General features: G+C 64.1%; 15 protein-coding genes. 3 read left to right on the top strand and 12 right to left on the bottom strand.

All coding sequences use genetic code 11. From position 1 onward, the window contains the following. Positions 1-18 precede the first annotated feature (18 nt). A complete protein-coding gene (locus MF134_RS11810) occupies positions 19-1,770 on the bottom strand; it encodes an ABC transporter permease (protein WP_255339652.1) in 1,752 nt (583 codons plus the stop codon). Position 1,771: 1 nt separating this feature from the next. Beyond that, entirely contained in the window at positions 1,772-2,992 is a 1,221-nt protein-coding gene (locus MF134_RS11805; protein WP_255339651.1) for an ABC transporter substrate-binding protein, read from the bottom strand. A gap of 195 nt (positions 2,993-3,187) precedes the next feature. Here MF134_RS11805 and MF134_RS11800 point away from each other — a divergent pair, with 195 nt between their 5' ends. Continuing rightward, positions 3,188-3,937 (top strand): SDR family NAD(P)-dependent oxidoreductase, encoded by a 750-nt coding sequence (locus tag MF134_RS11800; RefSeq protein ID WP_255339650.1) that lies wholly within the window; start codon positions 3,188-3,190, stop codon positions 3,935-3,937. Positions 3,938-3,979: 42 nt separating this feature from the next. Here MF134_RS11800 and MF134_RS11795 read toward each other — a convergent pair whose 3' ends face one another. The 10 genes from MF134_RS11795 to MF134_RS11750 form a co-directional block, all read right to left on the bottom strand. Further along, on the bottom strand, positions 3,980-4,639 hold the full coding sequence (locus tag MF134_RS11795) for a hypothetical protein (protein WP_255339649.1): 660 nt from the start codon (positions 4,637-4,639) through the stop codon (positions 3,980-3,982). Positions 4,640-4,641: 2 nt separating this feature from the next. Continuing rightward, a complete protein-coding gene (locus MF134_RS11790; protein WP_255339648.1) occupies positions 4,642-5,247 on the bottom strand; it encodes an HdeD family acid-resistance protein in 606 nt (201 codons plus the stop codon). Between the two features lie 209 nt (positions 5,248-5,456). Further along, positions 5,457-6,041, bottom strand: coding sequence for an NADPH-dependent FMN reductase (locus tag MF134_RS11785; RefSeq protein WP_255339647.1), 585 nt, complete (start codon positions 6,039-6,041; stop codon positions 5,457-5,459). Continuing rightward, entirely contained in the window at positions 6,038-6,655 is a 618-nt protein-coding gene (locus MF134_RS11780) for a class I SAM-dependent methyltransferase (protein ID WP_255339646.1), read from the bottom strand. Before MF134_RS11780 ends, MF134_RS11785 begins: the two co-directional genes overlap by 4 nt. Before the next feature lie 11 nt (positions 6,656-6,666). Beyond that, positions 6,667-7,335: a class I SAM-dependent methyltransferase gene (locus tag MF134_RS11775; protein ID WP_255339645.1), complete on the bottom strand. Its 669-nt coding sequence runs from the start codon at positions 7,333-7,335 to the stop codon at positions 6,667-6,669. Positions 7,336-7,450: 115 nt separating this feature from the next. Beyond that, positions 7,451-8,590, bottom strand: a complete 1,140-nt coding sequence (dnaJ, locus tag MF134_RS11770; RefSeq protein WP_255339644.1) for a molecular chaperone DnaJ — start codon at positions 8,588-8,590, stop codon at positions 7,451-7,453. Between the two features lie 315 nt (positions 8,591-8,905). Then, positions 8,906-9,991 (bottom strand): acyltransferase family protein, encoded by a 1,086-nt coding sequence (locus MF134_RS11765; RefSeq protein ID WP_255339643.1) that lies wholly within the window; start codon positions 9,989-9,991, stop codon positions 8,906-8,908. 251 nt (positions 9,992-10,242) lie between these two features. Next, positions 10,243-12,906 carry a pyruvate, phosphate dikinase gene (ppdK, locus tag MF134_RS11760; RefSeq protein ID WP_255339642.1) on the bottom strand — a complete coding sequence of 888 codons (2,664 nt, stop codon included), beginning with the start codon at positions 12,904-12,906 and terminating at the stop codon, positions 10,243-10,245. Between the two features lie 221 nt (positions 12,907-13,127). Next, the gene (locus tag MF134_RS11755; protein ID WP_255339641.1) at positions 13,128-13,901 is read right to left on the bottom strand and encodes a DsbA family protein; all 774 of its coding nucleotides are present in this window, start codon (positions 13,899-13,901) and stop codon (positions 13,128-13,130) included. Positions 13,902-14,035: 134 nt separating this feature from the next. Beyond that, positions 14,036-14,572, bottom strand: a complete 537-nt coding sequence (locus tag MF134_RS11750; RefSeq protein WP_255339640.1) for a DUF721 domain-containing protein — start codon at positions 14,570-14,572, stop codon at positions 14,036-14,038. Positions 14,573-14,799: 227 nt separating this feature from the next. On the opposite strand from MF134_RS11750, the gene mutY reads away from it, so the two are divergent. Further along, entirely contained in the window at positions 14,800-15,906 is a 1,107-nt protein-coding gene (gene mutY, locus MF134_RS11745; RefSeq protein ID WP_255339679.1) for an A/G-specific adenine glycosylase, read from the top strand. Next, entirely contained in the window at positions 15,903-16,532 is a 630-nt protein-coding gene (locus MF134_RS11740) for an HAD family hydrolase (RefSeq protein ID WP_255339639.1), read from the top strand. The genes mutY and MF134_RS11740 overlap by 4 nt, the downstream gene beginning before the upstream one ends. Positions 16,533-16,702: the final 170 nt, after the last annotated feature.

Here is a 16,702-nt window from a genome sequence, read left to right as displayed (position 1 = left end):
GAACAAACGGGTCGCGTTTCATGGCGCCCTCTTGGCGCGCCTCTGCGGCGAGAGCAAGCGGGGCAGCATGCCCGACAGGGAAAAGGCGAGGAACGGCAGCAGCGTCTGCAGAAGGGCATAGGCCCCGATGATGCGCCGGTTTCCGCCTGATGCGAGTGCCACCGCCTCAGTGGTGATGGTCGGCAAGCGCCCTGCCCCGATCAACACCGTCGGCAGATACTGGCCGACGGACGTGGCAAAGCCGATCGCCACCGCCGTCAGCACCGGGGCCGTCAGCATCGGCAGGCGCACCCGGAAAAGCCGCGTGATGGGGCCATGGCCGAGACTGGCCGAGACCTGCTCGTAGCGCGGATCGAGCGCGTACCAAGGATCGGCGAGCGCCAGGGCGACATAGGGCGCAACGAAAATGAGATGAACGACGGCGAGCAGAAGGATGGTCGGCTCCAACCGGAGCGCCATGACCAGAACCTGCAGGCCGAAGACGAAGGCGATCTGGGGCACGATCAGCGGCAGATAGATCAGCCCCGCGATCGCGGGCTGCAAGCGTATGGCGCGACCGGCGGCCGCCCGGAACTGGCATCGGCGGGATTCCAGCAGGACGACGACGAGCGCGAGGGCTGCAGACGCGGCGAGGATCGCGACCAGGAAGGTCGTGGCCATCGGCCCCGCAGCAGCGGGCAGGACCCGTTCCCATGTGGTCAGATTGTAGCTGGGCGGCAGCACGTCCGGAAAACCCCAGAATCCCGCAAAGGACCACACAAGCAGGAGCAACAGGCCGAGGAAGACGGCCGAGCCGGCAAGGGCAACCGGGAGCGACCCGACAATCCGGAAACCGGTGTCGCGGCGGTACCGATGGCCCGTCGTGGCGGCTTGGCGCCGCATCGCCCCGGTCAGGCGCTCGCCGAGAAGCCAGATGCCGAGAACCGCCCCGGTCACCGCGACCTGAAGGATCGCACCGGCCGAAGCCATGAACCGCAGGGACAGATCCGCATCGTTCATCCAGCCAAGCAGACGGACCGCCAGCGGCGCCGGCGTCGAGGGTCCGAGAATCAGCGCCACGTCCACCACGCCCGAGGCATAGGCGGTCACGGCAAGCACGGGCAGCCGGATCTGCCGATAGACCGTCGGCCAGACCGTCATCAGAAAGGCGGCGGCCTTGCCATAGCCGAGCGAGCGGGCGAGCGCCATGCGCCGATCCGGATCGGCCTGGCTGAGCGCGGCCAGCGCGACCAGCAGCAGGAACGGCATCTCCTTGGCGACCAGCCCCGCCATCATGGCAAGACCCAGCGGATCGCCGAGGATCAGAAGATCCGGCGGCCGGTCGAAGCCGAACGGAAGCGCGAGGAGGCGGAACAGGAGACCGGACGGCGCGATGAGAAAGGCAAGCCCGAAAGCCGCCGCCGCGTGCGGCACCGCCAGGAGCGGCGCCAGCGCGCGCCGGGCGACGCGATGTCCGATCGTGCCGTGAAATGCAGCGAGAAACAGTGCGACGCCAAGGGTCGAGACCGCGGTCGTCAGCAGTCCGCTCGCCAGGCTGAGACCGATCGAGGCGGCGAGCCCCGGCTGGGCGAAGAGGGCGCGAAAAGGCGCCAGCGAAAACGTAGTTCCACCGAGCGCCGGCATGTAGCCGACCGCGGGCAGCATCGCGCCCGCGAGACCCACGCCAACCGGAAGCGCGAGAAGGCCGGCGATCGCCCAAGCGGAAAAGCCCGGGCGAACCACCCTCGAAAAGCGCGGGAAAGACGTGGTGGCCGGGACGGCCGCTCGCATGTCAGCTTCCGTAGCGCTTCTTCCACTCCTCCTCGATCCGCGTCATCCAGGAGGCGTGCGGCTCGGCAAGCACCGGGCCGAGCTTGGACGGCGGGAGTGTCGCGATGCCGCGATCGACTTCCGCGAAGGCATCGCGGTCCGCCGGCTCGAGCTTGTCCATGGCGAGCACGGTCGGATCGCCCCAATAGCGGGGATCTTCCTTTCGAAGCTGCGCCTCCGGCGAAATCAAGAAATCGGCGACGACCATCGCCGCGGCCTTCGCGTCGGAATTATACGGTATCGCCACGAAATGGGTGTTCCCCAGCGTGCCGCCCGAAAACACGAAGGAGCGCACCGTGTCCGGCAATTCGCCAGCGGCAATGCCCGCCGAGGCTTCCGCCGGGTTGAAGGCGAAGATGATTTCCATTTCGCCATCCGCCAGAAGCTGCTTCATCGCCGGATAATTGTCCGGATAATCGCGGCCCGAACGCCAGAGCAGCGGCTGCATCGCAGCGAGCCACTCCCAGAGCGGCTCCGTAACCGTCTCGAACTCGGCATCTTCGACGGGCTCCTGCAGAACCGAGCGATCCTCGACCTTTTCGATCAGCACCTGTTTCAGGAAGCTCGATCCGACGAAATCCGGCGGGGCCGGATAGGAGAAGCGGCCGGGATTCTCCTTGGCCCAGGTGAGAAGTTCGTCTGCCGAATCCGGCATCTCCTCGATCGGACCGGATCGCGCCGGATCAGCGAAGAACACCATTTTCGCCCCACCCCAGGGCGATTCCTGGCCGTTGGTGGGAACAGTGAAATCGATCGTCACGCTGGGGTTGTCCGTATCGACATAGCGCCAGTTCGGCAGCTTCGTCGCAAACCCGTCGCTCAACAGGCCCGCCTCCTGCATGGAGACGAAGTTCTCGCCATTGATCCAGATGAGGTCGATCGACCCGTTCTCGTCCTTGCCGGCCGCCTTCTCGGCGACGACCGTGGCGACGGCATTGGCCGTGTCGTCGAGCTTCACGTGATTGAGCGTGATGTCGAAGCGCTCCTTCACCGTGTCGCCGACCCAGGCGATGTAGTCGTTGATGTTCTGCGAGCCGCCCCAGGCATTGAAATAGACCGTCTGACCCTCGGCCTCCTCCAGCACCGCCGGCCAGTCGGTCGGATCGACCTCGGCGGCCCATGTCGTCGAACCCGCGATCAGAGCGAACGCGCATGCGAGCGCGGCGACCCGCTTCAAACCCATTGCCAATTCCCGCCTCTTCGGTTTCGTCCATTGAGCTTCGCTGCTGAGGGCGAATTTGTTTCACCCATTGCCAGACGGTTAGATCATTCCGATCTTCAGGTGCCAATGGCTGCCGGATAGTCTATTGATGCCCGACACTGCCAACCGAACCAACCCGGCCGGGCGCCCCGAGGGCGACCGTGGAGAACGCCTCACATGACCGAGTCTGACGAACGCAAGACCCTGGTGCTGACCGGCGCATCGCGGGGGATCGGCCATGCGACGGTCAAGCGGTTCTCCCGCGAAGGATGGCGGGTTATCACCTGTTCGCGTCAGGATTTCTCGGAAAATTGTCCCTGGCCTGCCGGCCCGGAGGATCACATCCGCGTCGATCTGTCCGATGCCGAGGACGTTGGCTATGCGGTTTCGGAGATTCGCCGGCGGTTGGAGGCCAATGGATCGCGCCTGCACGCTCTCGTGAACAACGCGGCGATCTCGCCCAAGGGCAATGGCGGCTCCCGGCTCGATTCGATCCAGACGCCGATGCATATCTGGCGCGATGTGTTCCAGGTGAATTTTTTCGCGCCGATCATCCTGGCGCGAGGCCTGTTCAAGGAGCTTTCGAGCGCCAAGGGTTCGATCGTCAACGTCACCTCGATCGTCGGGAGCCGAGTCCATCCCTTCGCAGGCACGGCCTATGCGACGTCGAAGGCGGCGCTCAATTCGCTGACACGGGAGATGGCGGCGGATTTCGGCCCGGCCGGCATTCGCGTCAACGCGATCGCGCCTGGCGAGATCGAGACGGCGATCCTGTCGCCGGGGACAGAGAAAATGATCGAGGACATCCCGCTACGCCGGCTCGGCCAGACCGCGGAAGTCGCCGATGTCATCTATTTCCTCTGCTCGAACCAATCGTCCTACGTGACCGGCTCCGAGCTTCACATCAATGGCGGCCAGCACGTCTGAATCGGGACCGACAAACGGTCGCCATCGCCAACGGCAAGACGGTCAGGATGAACTCTTCAGCTCGTCCAAAGCGCCGTCCAGATCCGCTCTCAGCAAGGCCGTAAGCAGGCGCGGAAAGTCGGGCCGCTCGACATGGCGGGCCAGTTCCTCGGCTGTCTCCCCAAGCCCCAACTCGGCGCCAGCCTGGAGGGCCCGCTTGTCTGCAAACGGGTAAAGCTCGTCCCAGGCGATTTGCACCTCGCGGAAGAAGATGTCCACGCCTGTCTCGCCGATCCCCTTAAATTCCTTCAGGAGCCGTCGCTCGGCAGCCGGATCGCGATCGGCCTTGTCGCGCAGTCGGCGGAGGTCACCGCGATAGGCTTCAAGGCAGTGATCGGCCATGTCCTGCAGGAACCGCGAGGTCTTTTCGTCAAACCGGGCGTAGCCGTTGCGGTTCAGGATCAGAACCCGCTCGTTCCAGGTGGCCTCGGCCATATGGTCGGCCGTCGTCAGGCCAGCATCCTTGAGCGCCTTTGCGGCCTGCAACGCCTGCTCGGCCGAGATCCGCGCCGAGAACAGATTGGCTGCCACAAGCCAAAGGAACAGCGGCATCGGCGTGTTCTTCGAAAGGTCGAGTCCCATTTCCTCGGCGAAGGTGCGCTCAGTCCGCTCGAACAGCGTCGAGACGAGCGCTCTTGCGGACGTGCTGTTTTTCTCGGCCATGTTCAGCCCCTTTCGCCTGGCGAATTGTTGCGGGCGTCGAGTGCCGTGAACAGCAATCCGAAACCCGAAGTAATGAAGGAGATGCCGAGGAAGACGCCAACCGCCCAGATCGCCGTTTCCGGCAGGCCAAGAATCAGGATCAGCGCCAGGGCGATGTCCACGATCCCCGAGACGACTACCAGCCAGAACCGGCCCGTCGAGAGGCTGACGGCGCGCGCAATTGCCAGATTGAAGACACCGGACAACAGAAAGTAGAGCGCCAGGACCCATGTCAGCGTCACCGTCCCGGCAAGCGGATCGAAGAGGATGATGCTTCCGAGTATCACCGTCAGCACCGACAGGAGAAGGTTCGACCAGAAACCGGGCGCTTCCTTGGACCGGAACGCAGCGATGATGCCGATGACACCGGCAAAGATTAGAAGCCAACCGAAGAACAGCGTGGTGGCCAGCGTCGCGGCAAATGGCGCCAGCAGCGCCAGAAAGCCGACGACGATCATCAGCCCGCCCTGAAACGCGTAGAATTTCCAGTGATCGTGGAGATAGCGGCGCACTGCAGCAACCGCCTCCTGGCGCTTCGACGGCGTCAGCCTGTCCGGTTCGATCGACATCGAAAACCCCCTTTCCCGGTACGGATTCCTGGCCTCTCGGCCGGAAAAATCCGGAAAGTGGAAGGTTTGTTCCAATATGGCGAAATGGTAACTCGTCGCCGCGCTCTACGGTACAGAGGGCCCGGTTTCGGCGAGAGATTTCTGTTCTGAACGTTGGCCGTGCGTCGTGACCGAGAAACCGGGAACGGCTCTCGGTCAGGACTTCGACGTCATGCGTGGCGGCTGAGACTGCGCGCGGTGTCCAGGAGCTTGTCGCACAGGGCTTCGAGATTTGCCCGGGCCACCTCGTCGGCGAGCTGACCGTTCTCGTCGAAGCCCGAGCTGGCATTGGCAAGCGTGCATTGCTGGGTGATCACGTCAGCCCCCAGCGCTCTCATGACGATCCGAACCGCTTCGAGCGCACGCATGCCACCGAACCGCCCAGGCGAAGCGGAGGCCAGCCCGACGACGAGGCCCTTGAACGGGTGCACCGGCCGGCCCTGCACCTTCCTGACGCGACTCGCCCAATCGATCGTGTTCTTGAGAATCGGTGGGATCGAGTGGTTGTATTCGGGCGTCACGATCAACAGCGCGTCCTGCGCGGCGATCCTTTGCGCGATCAGCTGCGCATTCTGCGGAATGCCGCCCTCGGCCTCCAAATCGCCGTCATAGATCGGAAGCGGATAGTCTGCGAGGTCGAGCCGGGTGACGACCGCGTCGGTCACGGACAGGAGGCGCATCGCCTCCATGGCGAGCTTGCGATTGTGGGACGCAAGGCGAAGCGAAGCCGGCAGGATCAGGATGTTGGCGCTCACGCGGCCTCGGTCCTTGCGTCTTCCTGGCGGTCCTGGTTGTAGATCCACACCCGCGCCGGAGGCACGTTCGCCCAGACGCGCCGCGAGGAGGACGTCTTGAAGACGCCGGGTAGAGAGCGAACGGGCGGGGTCAGCATGTAGGAAAGCTGTGTCAGATTTCCCCCGGGCCGAAGCCGCTCGAAATAGCGGGAGAACAGCGCCTGACGCTTGCCGTGCGGCATGTTGACGATCGGGATGGCGAACAGGATGGCGGCGTATTTCTCCGAAGCCTCAGCCGGGCCGAGTGTCTTGTCGAGATCGAGCCCGTCCCCGCAAATCACATTCACCTTGGGGAACCGGCGTTGAAGCTTCTGGGCAAATTCCGATTCGTACTCGATCGAGGTGATGCGCTCCGGCGCGACGCCGTGCTCGATCAGGGTGCGCGTCACGACGCCGAGGCCGGGGCCAAGTTCCAGAATGGGACCGTCGAGTTCCGTCGTTGCGTGGCGGACCATCATCGAGCAATAGGCTCGGCTGGATGGCGCCACCGCGCCCATCTTGATCGGATGACGGGCCCAGGTGGCCAGGAACGGCAGCCAATCACCCTCGGTCGAGTGCTGGTTCTTTGCAGACATGGGTCAGCCCCTCAGACGGCTCGCCGGACGGCGGGAGCCGTCGGCGAGGCCGTCCGATCGGAACGGTAGACCAGGACGCGCGCCGGCGGAAGATTGCGCTTGACCCAAGGGCTCGTCTCCAGCTTCGCTCCGATCTTTTTCGCCTTCACCGGCGTCGTCAGCGCATAGGAGAACTGGATGAAGGGTGCGCCCGGCCGAAGCCGATCAAGCGACTGGCCGATCACCTGTTCGCGCATCTCGTCGGGCTTGGTGAAGAGCGGAAGGCTGGAGACCACGGCCTCCAGGGGATCGACGCCGATCCAAGCGGGCAGCGAGGCCCCGATGCCATAGGCGTCGCCATGAATGATCTCGGCGGCCGGGAATCGCGCCTTCAGGAGGCGACAGAACTCCGTCGAGTATTCGACGAGGACCAGAGAGCGCTCCGGCACGCCGCGTTCGATCAGCATCTGCGTCACGACACCGGTGCCCGGGCCCAGTTCCAGAACCTTCGAATTCGGCTTGAACGTCTCGGGATCGGGAACATAGGAGGCCATGGCCCGTCCAAGGGCCCGAGAGGAGGGAGAGACCGCTCCCATCACGAGCGGTCGCTGCAGCCAACCGCGAAAGAACCGCGCTTCGTCGCTGACCTTGATACGCGGGCGAAATGCTTCCTGGCGCCGCCGCTGCGGTATTTCCAGCACTGGCTGTCCTCCGTCCCTGCCAGACGACCGCGGCAGATATTGCACGGTCACTCGATCGAAGCGGCGCCCAACTGGCGTTTGGAAACCGTCCTGTTGCTCTGGAAAATGGAGCGGATCAGGTCTCGCTCAAGCCTTCGAAGAATTCCTTCATGCGCGAAAAGAAACCGCTCGATTGTGGCGAGTTGTCCGTGGACGAAATGCGTTCGAACTCTTCGAGGAGCTCGCGCTGACGCCTGGAAAGGTTCTGCGGCGTCTCGATCGCGACCTGAATGAACAGATCGCCCAATTGCTGAGACCTGAGCACCGGCATGCCTTTGCCGCGCAGGCGGAACTGCTTGCCCGTCTGGGTGCCTTCCGGGATCTTCACCCGGCTGGTGTTCCCGTCCAGCGTCTGGACGTCGATATTGCCGCCGAGTGCCGCCGTGGTCATCGAAACGGGAACCTTGCAGAACAGGTCGGCGCCGTCGCGCTGGAAGAATTCGTGCGGCCGGATCGATAGAAAGATGTAGAGATCGCCGGCCGGTCCACCGCGCAGGCCCGCCTCGCCTTCTCCGGCCAGCCGGATCCGCGTGCCGTCCTCGATCCCCGCCGGAATATTGACGGAGAGCGTGCGCTCTTCCGGCAGGCGGCCATCGCCGCCGCATTTCCCGCACGGATCGGTGATGACCTGGCCGCGACCCTGACAGTTGGGGCAGGTCCGCTCGATCGAGAAGAAGCCCTGGGCGGCGCGCACGCGACCGACGCCGGCGCAGGTCGGGCAGGTCTTCGGGCTTGACCCGGGTCGAGCACCCGAACCGGTGCATTCCTCGCACTGGACCGTCGTCGGAACGCCGATATCGGCAGTCTTGCCGGAAAACGCCTCTTCCAGCGAGATTTCCATGTTGTAGCGAAGGTCCGAGCCGCGCTCGCGTCCGCCGGAACCCGGACGGCCACGTCCGCGGCCACCCATCATCTCGCCAAAGATGTCGTCGAAGATGTCCGCCATCGAAGAGGCAAAATCGCCGCGGAAACCCCCCGCACCCGCGCCGCCATTCTGGAAGGCCGCATGTCCGAAGCGATCGTAGGCCGCGCGCTTCTGCGGATCCTTCAAGACCTCATAGGCCTCGCCGAGTTCCTTGAACTTGACCTCGGCCTCGGTATCACCGGGATTGCGATCCGGGTGATACTGCATGGCGAGCTTGCGAAACGCACTTTTCAGCCCCTTGTCGTCGACATCCCGGGACACGCCGAGCATTTCGTAGTAATCGGCCTTCATTCACGCTTCCATTGATTGTCTTCGGCATTCTGCTGACGGTGCCGGAAAGAAGAGCCCTCACGGCGCTGCCTCCCCGCACTCCGGCTCGCGGGACGGCCGCGTGCAGGATCTGCCCGCAACCCGTCGTCGGCCACCTGAAACTCGTCGATTCCAGCGTCGTGACCCGCTTCGGAATGCCACATTTAGGAACGGATGGTCGCCGATACCATAGGGAACCTTGGGCGCAAAGTACCCGTGGGCGCCTTTGCACACCGGAAAAATGCAGAATCCTTGTCTTTGCAGGCCGACAACGGCTTCATGAGGCCGGCCGACTGCTCAGGCGGCCGCGAGACCAGCGCGATGATCGAGCTTCTTTGGCGGAGGAGGCGCAACCAGCTTTGCCAGCCGGCTCTCGACGAACCTGTCGGACAGAATGGCGACCACGATCGTGGCGGCCATCGGCAGGAGCCAATAGACGTAGAAGTCGATAACGTTGAGAGAGACGAGCCAGCGGCTCCACAAAACTTCAAGGAAGAAGAATTCCAGCACCGGATGCCAGATGTAGATTCCGAAGGAGACCCGGGTCACGGGCATGAGCGGTCCGAGGAATGCCGTGGAATCGGGCCGCGCCGTTTCGGCCAGTGCCGAGCAGGCCAGGGCCGAGGCGAGCAGCGGAAAGACGACGTAATAGGGTATGTGAACGATCATCGCCGCCAAAGCAGCCCCGATCAAGGCTATGCTCGGCCAATGGCTGGTCACATGGACGATGCGACGCTGGACGAACACGGCCACGGCGCCTCCCACCAGGAAATCAGCAAAGGCGCGATAGGCGCCGTGCGTGTCGGCCGTCGTCCAATGCCCAGAGGGGAAGAAGCCGCTGGCGGAAAGAACTTCCAATCCGACGATCCACAGTGCGACCAGTCCGACAAGGCCCCGCAGACCGCCCATGCCCAATGCGAGGGGGATCAGGGGAAACATCACATAGGAAAAAAGTTCGGCACTGATCGACCAGGATACGTAGTTGAGCGCCAGTTCGTCAGTCAGCCCCAGCGCGTGCAGACCAAAGATGTGAAACGGCAGATCTTCAAGCGCCGCCGCCCAGGGATAGTGTTTCGCACCGATCGACCAAGCATAAAGGGCGACGGCCGCAAAGAACAGCGTGATGAGAAGATGAAGCGGGTAGAGTCGGGCCAGCCGCCGACGCAGGAATGCTCCATAGCTGCGTAGATCGACGACCCGCTCGGCATAGCGCACCGTGATGAAATAGCCCGAAATCATGAAGAACAGGTCGAGCAACGGAAGCAGGCGATGAAGGAACGCCGTTCCCGTCTCCATGCCGTAGGGAGCGGAATAGAGGAAATGATAGGCCATCACGAGCATCGCAGCCACGAAACGCCAGCAGTCGATGATGCGATAGTGCAAGCCTCTGCTCCTCAGAGTTGCCCCGGTTCATACTCTGGCACGAGTTGTCAGAAACTGCCGGATTCGCAGCGAGCACCGCAAGCAATGTCTTAAGCTTGGGTTAACGCACCTTTCTTGCCGGGCGTATCGGCAGGTATCGTTTCGGGGCCGAGCGGACCGGGCGAGATCGACAAGCGGACCTGCTGCAGGGGCGGCGCGTATTTCCGCTCACCACCGGGCCATGCGGAGGGGACTTGCGGGCCCCGGCGCGGTCAGCGCCGTGCCCTGCTGCGACCCGCCCGGTTGACCCGGATGGCCGACTGCGCGGCTGCAAGCCGCGCGATCGGCACGCGATAGGGCGAGCAGGAGACGTAATCGAGCGTCGTTTCCTCGAAAAAGGCGATCGAGGCGGGGTCTCCCCCCTGCTCGCCGCAGACGCCAAGGGAAATGTCGGGCCGCACCTTGCGCGCCTTCTCGACCGCGAGCGCGATCATCTCACCGACGCCTTCGACATCGACGGTCTGGAAGGGATCGCGCTCCAGGATTCCCTGCCGTACATAGTTCGACAGGAAGTTGGCCGCGTCGTCCCGCGAAATGCCATAGACGGTCTGGGTGAGGTCGTTGGTGCCGAAGGAGAAGAACTCGGCGACATCCGCGATCGTGTCGGCCCGGATGACGGCCCTGGGCAGTTCGATCATCGTACCGACGAGGTAGTTGAAATGCTGGCCCCGCTCCTCGGTCACCAGGGCCGCCACGGCGTCGATCCGCTCCTTGACGAAATCGAGCTCCCGGCGAAGGCTGACCAGCGGCACCATGATCTCGGGCACCACCGCGTCCCCCGCCCGTTCGCCGGCTTCGATGGCCGCTTCGAAAATCGCCCGCGCCTGCATCTCCACGATCTCCGGATAGGAGATCGCCAGCCGGCAGCCGCGATGGCCGAGCATCGGGTTGAACTCTTCAAGCGCGGCGATCCGCTGGCGCACGACGCTCTCGTCGACGTCGAGCGTCGTCGCCGTCTCGGCGATCTCGCCCTCGCTCTTCGGCAGGAATTCGTGAAGCGGCGGGTCGAGCAGGCGGATCGTGACTGGCAATCCGGCCATGATCTCGAACAGTTCGACGAAGTCGGAGCGCTGCATCGGCAGGAGCTTGTCGAGCGCGCGACGACGCCCCTTCTCGTCGGGCGCCAAAATCATTTCGCGCATCGCCTGGATGCGGTCACCCTCGAAGAACATGTGCTCGGTTCGGCAAAGGCCGATGCCCTCCGCCCCGAAGCTGCGAGCGGCACGGGCCTCGTGCGGACGCTCGGCATTCGTCCTCACGCCCATCCGGCGCGCGCGGTCGGCAAATTGCATCAGGGTCGCGAAATCGCCCGAAAGGGTCGGGCGGATGAGCCGAACGGCCCCCTCGATGACTTCCCCCGAAGCGCCGTCGATTGTGATCTGGTCACCTTCCTTCAGCACCGAGCCGCCGGTATGGACCAGCCGCGCGTCCGGCTGGATGCGCAGGGCCCCCGCGCCGGTGACGCAGGGTTTGCCGATACCGCGGGCCACGACGGCCGCGTGGCTAGTGGTCCCGCCGCGCACGGTCAGGACGCCATCGGCTACATGCATGCCGTGAATGTCTTCGGGATAAGTCTCGTTACGCACGAGGATGACGGGCCGACCTTCGGCCGCAAGCTCCTGGGCGCGGTCCGAGGTCAGCGCGATCTCGCCGGTCGCAGCGCCCGGCGAGGCCCCCATGCCGCGCGCGAGGACCCGCATGTCCGGTCCGCGCTCGATTCGCGGATGCAAGAGCAGGTCCAGCGAGGCGGGATCGACCCGCAGAATCGCCTCCTGCTCCTCGATGATCGCGTCCTTGACGAGTTCGACGGCAATGCGCACCGCCTCGGCCGCGCTGCGCCGCGCCGGACGCGACTGCATGAAGAAGAGTTCGCCATCGCCGATCATGAAGTCGACCTCGACGACATCGCCCATATGGGCCTCGATGCGCTGCACGAAATGCCAGAGCACCTCGAAATCGGCTGGAAAATCCGCTTTCCCAGCGTTGTCGAGAGTCCCGAGATCGAGCGGATCGACCGCTTCGCCGAGATCGCCGTGACGGGTGGAACCCAAGACGAACTCGCCCGTCAGCCGCGCCTTTCCGGTGGCAAGATCGCGCGAAAGGGCCCGCCCCCTGCCCGAATTTTGGTTGCGCTCGTTGAAGATCATGGCGTGGACGGTGACCGCCAGTCCGGCATTCTCCGAAATGCCGTGAAGTACGCGGTGAGAGGCCGCGACGGGATTGCGCCAGCTCGAAAAGCTCGCCGAGACCACTTCCGTCAATTGCTGGAGCGGTGTCTGCGGGACAACGGCCCCGAGTTCCTCCTCCAGATAGTCGTGATAGCGCGCGATCAGGGCCCGCCACTGGCTCTCATCCGCGGGCTCGGACTCCCAACCGGCCTTCTCGCGCTCCTGATCCGACAGATCCTCGAATTCGGATGGGTCGGCATCGAAGACGAGCCCCGCATAGCTCTCGATGAAGCGACGATAGCTGCGATAGGCAAAGGCCGCGTCGTTCAGTTCGGCAGCGAGCACCTCGACGGTCCGATCGGTCAGGCCAACATCGAGCACGCTTTCGGCAAGGCCCGGCATCTGCGAGCTTGCGCTGGTCCTGACAGCGATCAGGAGCGGACGCTGGTCGCCACCGAATCGGCGATCGGTGACGCCTTCCAGCCATTCGACCGCCGTGCGGAGGTCCGACCGCAGACCCTGCGGCAGTTCGCCTGCCCCGCCCTTGGCCTCGCGCCACGCCGACGTCGCAATGGTAAACCCCGGCGGAACCGGCGCCCCGAGAGACGCCAGGAGCGCGAGATTCGATCCTTTGATGCCGAGGGACTCGACCGTGTCGGCGGTTCGGTCCGCTTCCCCGCATCTGAAGGTGAAAATCCGCTTGGGCATCTGGTGCCGTGTCGTCGTTGTCGTCTTGATCAAGATGGCCGCTTGGCAGGTTTCAACGGTCTAAAGCAAAATCCGGGCCCCGCCAATTGCTGCATTGCAGAATAGGCGACGATTTCACGACCTTCGCACGGCAAGCGCCATGCCGTCCGACATGAAAAGGCCGCCGCGCTGAATTCGAGCGCGACGGCCTGTCAAAGGCTCACTTAGGACGATCGAACCGCCTACATATGGTTCTCGATCACGGCGCCCATCTGCTCGGCCGAAAGCGCGCCGGCGTACTTGTCGCCATTGACGAAGAAGGTCGGCGTGGCACTCACGCCGAACTCGTTCTCGCCGCGCTGCTGGGTTTCGACGATCTTCTTCTGCAGTTCGGTGTCGTTCAGGCAGGCCTTGAAATCGTCCTGCGACATGCCGGCAAGCCGGGCGATCTTGAGCAGAGCGGCGGAGGCGTTGTCCGCATAGGCCCACTCGCTCTGTTGCTGGAACATGACGTCGACCATCGCCGTGCGCTTGGCGTCGTCTCCAGCGCAGCGCGCCAGCATGAAGGCGGCGAGAGCGCGGGGATCGAACGGGAATTCCCGGACGATCAGCTTGGCCTTTCCGGTGTCGAGATATTCTTCCTTGAGCGCCGGATAGGAATTTTCGTGGAAATCGCGGCAATGGCTGCAGGTCATAGAGGCATATTCGACGATCGTCACGGGTGCGTCCTCGTCACCGATCACGATGTCGGGCAGTGGTCCCTCGGCCATCAGCGCTTCCATGTCGACGGAGCCTTCGGACGCCGGTGCCTCGACCGTGCTCGCCGTTTCCGAGGTCGCACTGTCGGACAACGAGGCTTGGGCGAGCTTGATCGGCTGCTCTGCGTTGACGAGCGCGTTTGCGCTGTTTTCCTCGGTATCCGAGCAGGCGGCCAAGGCGAGACCGCTGACGGCGGCCGCAATGACGGTGAGACGAAGACGCGTGGTGCGACGGGTGGCAGGCTGAACAGGTGACATGAATGAGGTCTCTCTTCGGTTCCGGCTCGGGCGTATCGGTCGCGATGTACGGGACAAGGCGGGATTTTTAAAGGCTTATGGCGTCAAACGGACGCGTGCTGACGAGGATGTGTCCCACGTTTGACGGCCACAGGTCATTTTGCCGGCAGACGGCTGAGCGTCGCTTCGGCGAACGCCGCGAGCGCCGCCTTCAGCTTCGGGTCTTCGATTCGATCGACCATCTCGGCGATGCGGACGTGGTCGCCCTGGTTCAAGGGCCGGGTCCTGGGGCGGCGATCGATCTCAGGAACCGCAACCGCCTTCTGCACGAGCTTGATCTTCGCCACGGCGTAGAATCCGAAAAAGGCGTTCACCCGCGAAAGCACCTCGCTCGTCTGATGCTGGAGGCGCAGGGCCGCTTTCGGTTCTGCGGCGACAACCAGCGTCGCCGGTTCAAAGGGGGTGTCGCTGCCGCGATCGCGGGGCCAGAGCAGCTTTTCCGGTCGCGTCGCCTGCGCCAGGCGATCACCGACGATTCCCGACCAGGCAGCAACGAGCCCGGTGGTCATGCCCGCCTTGCGCCGCAGGATCGGATCGACCACCTCGCCGCTGAGTTCGGCCAGCGGACGGGGGCCGCGGCGCTGGCTTGTCGCCCGCGGCTTGCCCGTACTGTTGGCTTTCCAGTCACTCATCCGACGTCGCCCTTGCGTCCATCCGCTTGTTGTTCCGTCTCGTGCTCGAGGTCCGCATGTTTCGGCAAGTGCGCGATATGCCTGGAATTCTCATCCGCCTAACACTTTTCATCATCTCTCGGGAGTGGGTGAAGGCCAGGTATGGAGATCGTCCGCCCCCCTCCCCGCCCGTTTGATATCGCGCCCCTCGCATTTTCTCGAGCCGGCGAGTAGATCGGTTGCCAATGATCGATCCCTCCTCCTTCTCCTCGACGATGCTCTCCTGGTACGATCGCCACCACCGCGACCTGCCCTGGCGCATCCCGCCAGCGCGGCGGAAGGCCGGCGAACGGCCGGACCCTTACCAGGTCTGGCTCTCCGAAGTCATGCTGCAGCAGACGACGGTCGCTGCGGTGAAGGCCTATTTCACGCGCTTTCTCGAGCGCTGGCCGAGCGTCACCGACCTGGCCGACGCGCCCGAAAGCGAGGTCCTCTCCGAATGGGCGGGGCTTGGCTACTACGCCCGTGCGCGCAACCTTCACGCCTGTGCCCGTACCGTCCAGGCGGATCATGGCGGCCGGTTTCCCGAGACGGCAGGGGGCCTCAGATCACTTCCCGGGATCGGCGAATACACTTCGGCCGCGATCGCCGCGATCGCCTTCGACGAAGCGGCGCCCGTCGTCGACGGCAATGTCGAGCGGGTCATCACCCGGCTTCATGCGATCGACACGCCACTGCCCCAGGCAAAACGAGACATTCGCGAGCGCGTGGCGGAACTCACGCCGAATGGCCGCCCGGGAGATTTCGCCCAGGCGATGATGGATCTGGGCGCGACGATCTGCACGCCCAGGAAACCGGCCTGTGGCATCTGCCCGGTCAGGGACTTCTGCGCCGCCGCCAGGACAGCCGATCCCGAGCGCTTTCCCGTCAAGGCCAAGAAGGCCGCCGTGCCGGAGCGCCGCGGCGCCGCCTTCGTGGCAGTCCGTCCCGATGGCGCCGTGTTCCTGCGGCGACGACCTGGCGCGGGAATGCTCGCGGGCATGAGCGAGCCGCCGACCAGTGACTGGTCGGCCCGGCAAGATGGGGCGACCGGCCTCGAAGCCGCACCCTTTTCCGCCCCATGGCGGCGCGCAGGCGAAGTCGAGCATGGCTTCACCCATTTTCGCATCAACCTCGAAGTCTGGCGCTGCGAGCATGATGGCGAGACCGTCATCGAGGGATGGTGGTCGACGCCCGAGGCGATCCAAGCGGAAGCCCTGCCGACCCTGATGCGTAAAGTGTTGGCGGCCGCCGGAGTCCAGGGCGTGCGGAATGCGCCGCGTGCAACGATCAAAGAAGGAACCCCGCGAACATGACAGGCAATCCTCCCCGGCACGTGGTCTTCGACATCGGCCGCGTGCTCATCCACTACGACCCCCACATTCCCTTCCGCGAGATCATTCCAGACGATGCGGAACGCGACTTCTTTCTGTCGGAAGTCTGCTCCCACGAGTGGAACCTCGAACAGGATCGCGGCCGCTCCTGGGCCGAAGCCGAAGCCGAAGCGATCGCGCGATATCCCGAGCGCGAGGCCGAGATCCGGGCCTTCCGCCGGAACTGGCACCGCATGGTCTCCCACGCCTATGAGGACAGCGTCGCGATCATGATTCAACTGATCGAGGCCGGGGTCGACGTGACGCTTCTGACCAATTTCGCGCCGGACACGTTTCGCGAAGCCCAGCGCCTCTATCCGTTTCTTACTCAGACGCGCGGTGTCACCGTCTCGGGCGAAGTCGGCCTCCTCAAGCCGGACCGGGCGATCTACGACCTGCATGTGGCCCGGTTCGACCTCGATCCCTTTTCGACACTATTCACCGACGATTCGAAGAAAAACATCGAGGGTGCCGTGGCCGCTGGCTGGCAAGGGATTCACTTTCAGGATTCCGCAAAGCTTGCTGCCGATCTGCGCGAGTGTGGTTTCAGTTTTGTATCAACGGGTTGAGCAGTCTTTCCTGGTTTTCGACCTCAGCAATTCTGAAAAGACGAACGCGTCGACTTGTGGATTTGCGGGTGCGGCCCTAACGCGACCACAGTTTCCTCACAATCTCATTGCGTCAGGTGATTTCTGCCCATGCGGCAGCGACTAAGTCCGAGGGGGCGACAACGGTTCAT

The organism is Jiella marina (genome assembly GCF_024359545.1).
Classification (GTDB): domain Bacteria; phylum Pseudomonadota; class Alphaproteobacteria; order Rhizobiales; family Rhizobiaceae; genus Jiella.
Note: the sequence above shows the minus strand (reverse complement) of the source record. Positions and strands in the feature narration are given on the sequence as shown.

Bases quoted from the DNA above. Each gene is read 5' to 3' on its own strand.
- MF134_RS11810 (WP_255339652.1), bottom strand. From the start codon at position 1,770: ATGCGAGCGGCCGTCCCGGCCACCACGTCTTTCCCGCGCTTTTCGAGG.
- MF134_RS11805 (WP_255339651.1), bottom strand. From the start codon at position 2,992: ATGGGTTTGAAGCGGGTCGCCGCGCTCGCATGCGCGTTCGCTCTGATC.
- MF134_RS11800 (WP_255339650.1), top strand. From the start codon at position 3,188: ATGACCGAGTCTGACGAACGCAAGACCCTGGTGCTGACCGGCGCATCG.
- MF134_RS11795 (WP_255339649.1), bottom strand. From the start codon at position 4,639: ATGGCCGAGAAAAACAGCACGTCCGCAAGAGCGCTCGTCTCGACGCTG.
- MF134_RS11790 (WP_255339648.1), bottom strand. From the start codon at position 5,247: ATGTCGATCGAACCGGACAGGCTGACGCCGTCGAAGCGCCAGGAGGCG.
- MF134_RS11780 (WP_255339646.1), bottom strand. From the start codon at position 6,655: ATGTCTGCAAAGAACCAGCACTCGACCGAGGGTGATTGGCTGCCGTTC.
- dnaJ (WP_255339644.1), bottom strand. From the start codon at position 8,590: ATGAAGGCCGATTACTACGAAATGCTCGGCGTGTCCCGGGATGTCGAC.
- ppdK (WP_255339642.1), bottom strand. From the start codon at position 12,906: ATGCCCAAGCGGATTTTCACCTTCAGATGCGGGGAAGCGGACCGAACC.
- MF134_RS11755 (WP_255339641.1), bottom strand. From the start codon at position 13,901: ATGTCACCTGTTCAGCCTGCCACCCGTCGCACCACGCGTCTTCGTCTC.
- MF134_RS11750 (WP_255339640.1), bottom strand. From the start codon at position 14,572: ATGAGTGACTGGAAAGCCAACAGTACGGGCAAGCCGCGGGCGACAAGC.
- MF134_RS11740 (WP_255339639.1), top strand. From the start codon at position 15,903: ATGACAGGCAATCCTCCCCGGCACGTGGTCTTCGACATCGGCCGCGTG.